Raw genomic sequence first — 4,071 nt, 5'->3', positions numbered from 1 at the left:
AAGCCGCATTCGGGTCGGCGGCCGCATTCGCGTCGGCGGCTGAATCATCGCTTTGCGGAGTCACTTCGCTGACAGCCGCGCCGCTGTCAGCTGCCGACGGAAGCGCAGCTCCCGCATCCTTGACGGAATCCACTTGAATGGTGCCGGCCGTATCTTTGGGCGAAGAGACGCCCGAGTCCTCTGTGAACAAATAATAAGCGGAGAGAACCACCATCAAGCTGAGCATGGACACCAACCAGATTGTTTGTCTTTTGCCGTTCATTACTTTTCCTCCTTTTTGCTGTTCCTTCAGATTCCACTGCCGAAGCCATACCTTTCGCGCCCCTTATTCCTGCTTGCGCGGCACAACGGAGATGCGGTAGCCCGGAACATTCAGCGCCTTCTCCACCGCCTGCTCGATCAGCCCTCTCACCACCTTGTTCTCGGCTCCCTTGGCGACAATGAGCACGCCGCGAACCTGGGGCTTGACTCTTTTGGTAATAATCGGCGTCTCGTCTCCGGATTGGCTGTAAGTGACGATTTCGCCGTTTCTCGTGTATGTCGTCGTGTGGCGCTTGCCGCCGTTCGCGTCGGTCTCTTCGCTGAGCTGCTGTGAATCGTTCATATTGCGCTGCACGATGACCTCCTCGGTTGAATCCACAGTCACCAGGATGTCCACCGTGCCAACCCCGACGATTTGCTCCAGAATGCCCTTCATCCGGTTCTCCATTTCCCGCTCGATGCCGTCAAACGAACTGGCGCTATCGCCAGTCTCCTCCTGCATGGCTGCCTGCGAGTTCTGAGCTGGCGGCGGTTCTCTTCCCGTATTCTCGCTGTCGAGCTTCTTCACATTGACAAAGGAATTGAACAGCATGATCGCCGCGCCCAACAGACCCAGGATGATCAGCCAGCGGAAGGTCTGGTTGCGCTTCGGATTCTCGGACCCTCCGCCGACCAGCTGCTCCAGCTTCTTCAGCCAATTGCCCATTGCTTATGCCTCCTTCTAGATACCTTTCTTCTTGATATCTAGGTCAGATAAACGGATCGCTACAATTTGTCCGCGCCGCCGTCCACTATTTTGATCTTGCCGGGATCAAGGCTCCAGTTCTTCTCCAGCAGCGCCGTTACCGCTTTGGCGTCCTCACTGTAAGGTCCGCGCTCCTCTTCCGTCCCGGATGACGCCGGATCGGCTCCGCCTGCGCTTTCGCCCTGTTCCCTCGGCAGGCTCTCCTCGCCCAGCTCGACTTTGATATCCTCCACGGGCTGGACCGCTATCGGAGTGCTCCCGCCGCTTCCGCCACCGGAGCCGCCCGGCGCATTGCTTGGAGCAGCGCTTCCTTCCCCGGGAAGCGTGACAATCACCTCAGTTATGGCAGGCGCTGAATGGCCGTCCGCCTCGCCCTGCAGAGCGAGCGTCACAGCCACATTTGCTCCGCGCTTTCCCGTCTCGCCGGCAATCTGCTCCTGCATCTGCCCCGCAATTTGCTGCGCGGCCAGCTTCAGGCTCTGCTCCCTGCCGCCCGCAGCGAGCTTCTGCCCGTCGGCCAATATTCGCCTAAGCTCCGCGTCTGCCGTTCCGCTCGGCCCGGACGCCCCTCCGTCCGCCTGCCGGAAGGCCAGACTAAGCTCGGACGCCGCATTGCCTTTCAGCAGCGAGACGACCGGACTAAGCAGCGTCAGCAGAACCAGCAGGCTGAGCACCAGCCTGGCATAGCGCTCCATCGACTTGCTCGGAAGGAGAAGCTCGACGAACGTCGCCAGCAGCACGATTAAAATAATTTCCCGAAGCCATCCTCCAAGCCAGCTCATGATCCACCTCCCTTGCGGCGTTATCTCATCATGACCGTGACGTTCCCGGCCGTCAGCATAATGGTGACCGCCAGAAAGAACATGAGCGACACGGCGGCCAGAGCGGCGAACACATAGATCATGCTTTTTCCGATCGTCTGCAGGCACGATACGATTGGCGTGTCGCCGAGCGGCTGCATCACTGCCCCGGCTACGTTATAGATCAGGGCAAGCACCAGGATTTTAATCGCCGGGAACGCGCACAGGAACAGGATGATGATCACGCCTGACAGCCCGATAGCATTTTTCACCAGCAGCGAGGCGGAAATAACGGTATCGGTGGCATCCGCGAACATTTTGCCGATAACAGGCACGAAATTGCCGGTGATATACTTGGCCGCCCTGAGCGTCACGCCATCCGTGATCGAGCTCGTAATGCCCCTGACGGAGATCACGCCCAGAAAGACGGTCAGCAGAACCCCGAGCACCCCCATGCCGATATTTCTCAGCAGATTCGCAAGCTGGGTCAGCTTGTATCGGTCCGAGATGGAGCTGACCAGATGCAGAACCGCCGAGAAGAACAACAGCGGAAATACCATCGTGTGGATTAACGTCCCAACCGTATGGATCATGAACACGATCAGGGGGTGGGTCACCGAGACGGTAATGATATTGCCCATGGAAGCCAGCAGCGCGAACAGAAGCGGAATCATCGCCATCATGAAGTCAATCATCCGGTCAATCGCGTCCCTCGCATAGCCGATGGCGACATTAAAGCTGTTGACCGCGATAACCAGCACCACCATGAAGCATATGGTGTAGGCCACCTTGCTGACCGTCTTTCGCTCAAATGCCGCTTGCAGCGTCTCCAGAATCATGCTCAGCACGCTGATCATGACGATGGTAACGAGCAGCTTGCCGTTGTAGAGCACTTCATGCCACATGTAGGAGAGGAGCCCGGACAGCACATTGTGCAGGCTTAGCCCCTTTCCCCCCGGCAGCAGCATATCCATGAGCGAGGGCGTCGCCCCGTCCGGAAAAAAACCGCCGTAATCCTTCATCAGCTGATCCCAGTACCTCTCCACCTCATCCTTGGGCAATTCGTCCACCTGGCTCTTTACCCACTGGTCTATGGGCGTTCCGGTCTGATCGGCCGCACCCCCTCCCTGGACCGGATCGGTCCCGATTTGACGCATATAGCTCTCCGTTTGGCCCGTGTTGCTATCGGCCTTTCCGGCCCCGTCTGCCGGCGATGCGGCGGCCGGGCTCCACCCGCTTAACACGAGACAGAGCAGCAGCAGCAGCGCAGCGCCAAGTCTGGGAGGTCGGAACATGCCGCGCTTTTCCATCGCCACTTCTCCTTTCGATTGCGGATGAGCCTGACTTTAAGGCGATTTACGCCGGGAGCAGCTTCATGACCGTCTCAATAATGATGCCGATGATCGGCATAGCCAGCGTCATAATCAGCACCTTGCCGGCCAGCTCGATTTTGGAAGCGATGGATTCCTGGCCCGCGTCGCGCACGATCTGGGCGCCAAATTCCGCGATATAAGAGATGCCGATGATTTTGAATACGGTCTTCAGATAGACAGTCTCCATGCCCGAGGATTCCGCGAGCCGCTGAAGCGTGGAGATAACGCCGCCGATTTTGCCGATCAGAAACAGGAAGATGAGAATGCCCGTCGCCGCAGCCAGCAGGAAAGCGAACATCGGTTTTTGCTCTTTCAGCACAAGAATGAGAACGGTCGACATCAGCCCGATTCCTACGATTTGAATGATTTCCATGGCGCGCCTATTGAAAAAGAAAGATCGTCTTGATTTCCTGCAGCAGTCCGTCCAGCATCCGAATGACCATGAACAGCACGACGACAAAGCCGATGACGGTCACCCAATGGGCGATATCCTCTTTGCCCATCTGCTTGAGTACGGTATGAATCATGGCGATGATGATGCCAATGCCGGCAATTTGAAAGATTGCGTTGACTTCAATATTCATTCCTGGCACCTCGCTAAAAGATCAAAATGACGATGAGCGCTCCCAGCAGGACACCCAGGCTTTTACTTACTTTTTCGTACTTCGCCTGGTCCTCGCGGGCGGAAATCTCCTCTTGCTTCAGCTGCTGCAGCGCCAGCGCGATATGATTGGCCTGATCGCTTCGGTCGCTTGTGCCCAGAGTGCAGCTGAGCTGCCGGAGAATCTCCCGCTCCGGCGCTTTCATCGCGGTCGCCGTCCAGTGCGTGTCCATCGCCCGCGAGAGCGCATCCTGCGCGCGCTCGTTATGCGGCGCGCACATTCGGTCGGCG

At 57.8% G+C, this 4,071-nt stretch carries 5 protein-coding genes and 2 pseudogenes; all 7 read right to left on the bottom strand.

The annotated features are described in order from the left end of the window. A pseudogene (locus L692_RS33200) lies at positions 1-262 on the bottom strand (SpoIIIAH-like family protein); the annotation flags it as partial. A 63-nt stretch (positions 263-325) separates the two neighbouring features. Then, a complete protein-coding gene (gene spoIIIAG / locus L692_RS0123435) occupies positions 326-967 on the bottom strand; it encodes a stage III sporulation protein AG (protein ID WP_025702385.1) in 642 nt (213 codons plus the stop codon). A 59-nt stretch (positions 968-1,026) separates the two neighbouring features. After that, complete coding sequence (gene spoIIIAF, locus L692_RS30865) at positions 1,027-1,788, bottom strand: stage III sporulation protein AF (protein WP_025702384.1); 762 nt, start codon at positions 1,786-1,788, stop codon at positions 1,027-1,029. 20 nt (positions 1,789-1,808) lie between these two features. Beyond that, positions 1,809-3,116 carry a stage III sporulation protein AE gene (gene spoIIIAE, locus L692_RS0123425; protein WP_025702383.1) on the bottom strand — a complete coding sequence of 436 codons (1,308 nt, stop codon included), beginning with the start codon at positions 3,114-3,116 and terminating at the stop codon, positions 1,809-1,811. 46 nt (positions 3,117-3,162) lie between these two features. Then, a complete protein-coding gene (spoIIIAD, locus tag L692_RS0123420) occupies positions 3,163-3,552 on the bottom strand; it encodes a stage III sporulation protein AD (RefSeq protein WP_025702382.1) in 390 nt (129 codons plus the stop codon). Positions 3,553-3,559: 7 nt separating this feature from the next. Next, entirely contained in the window at positions 3,560-3,763 is a 204-nt protein-coding gene (gene spoIIIAC, locus L692_RS0123415) for a stage III sporulation protein AC (protein ID WP_025335735.1), read from the bottom strand. Positions 3,764-3,776: 13 nt separating this feature from the next. Further along, positions 3,777-4,071, bottom strand: a pseudogene (locus L692_RS0123410) (stage III sporulation protein SpoIIIAB); the annotation flags it as partial.

This window comes from Paenibacillus forsythiae T98 (genome assembly GCF_000520735.1).
Classification (GTDB): Bacteria; Bacillota; Bacilli; order Paenibacillales; family Paenibacillaceae; genus Paenibacillus_AQ; species Paenibacillus_AQ forsythiae.
Note: the sequence above shows the minus strand (reverse complement) of the source record. Positions and strands in the feature narration are given on the sequence as shown.

What these genes read in the sequence shown, in the direction of transcription:
- spoIIIAG (WP_025702385.1), bottom strand. Translation starts at nt 967, where the DNA reads ATGGGCAATTGGCTGAAGAAGCTGGAGCAGCTGGTCGGCGGAGGGTCC.
- spoIIIAF (WP_025702384.1), bottom strand. Translation starts at nt 1,788, where the DNA reads ATGAGCTGGCTTGGAGGATGGCTTCGGGAAATTATTTTAATCGTGCTG.
- spoIIIAE (WP_025702383.1), bottom strand. Translation starts at nt 3,116, where the DNA reads ATGGAAAAGCGCGGCATGTTCCGACCTCCCAGACTTGGCGCTGCGCTG.
- spoIIIAD (WP_025702382.1), bottom strand. Translation starts at nt 3,552, where the DNA reads ATGGAAATCATTCAAATCGTAGGAATCGGGCTGATGTCGACCGTTCTC.
- spoIIIAC (WP_025335735.1), bottom strand. Translation starts at nt 3,763, where the DNA reads ATGAATATTGAAGTCAACGCAATCTTTCAAATTGCCGGCATTGGCATC.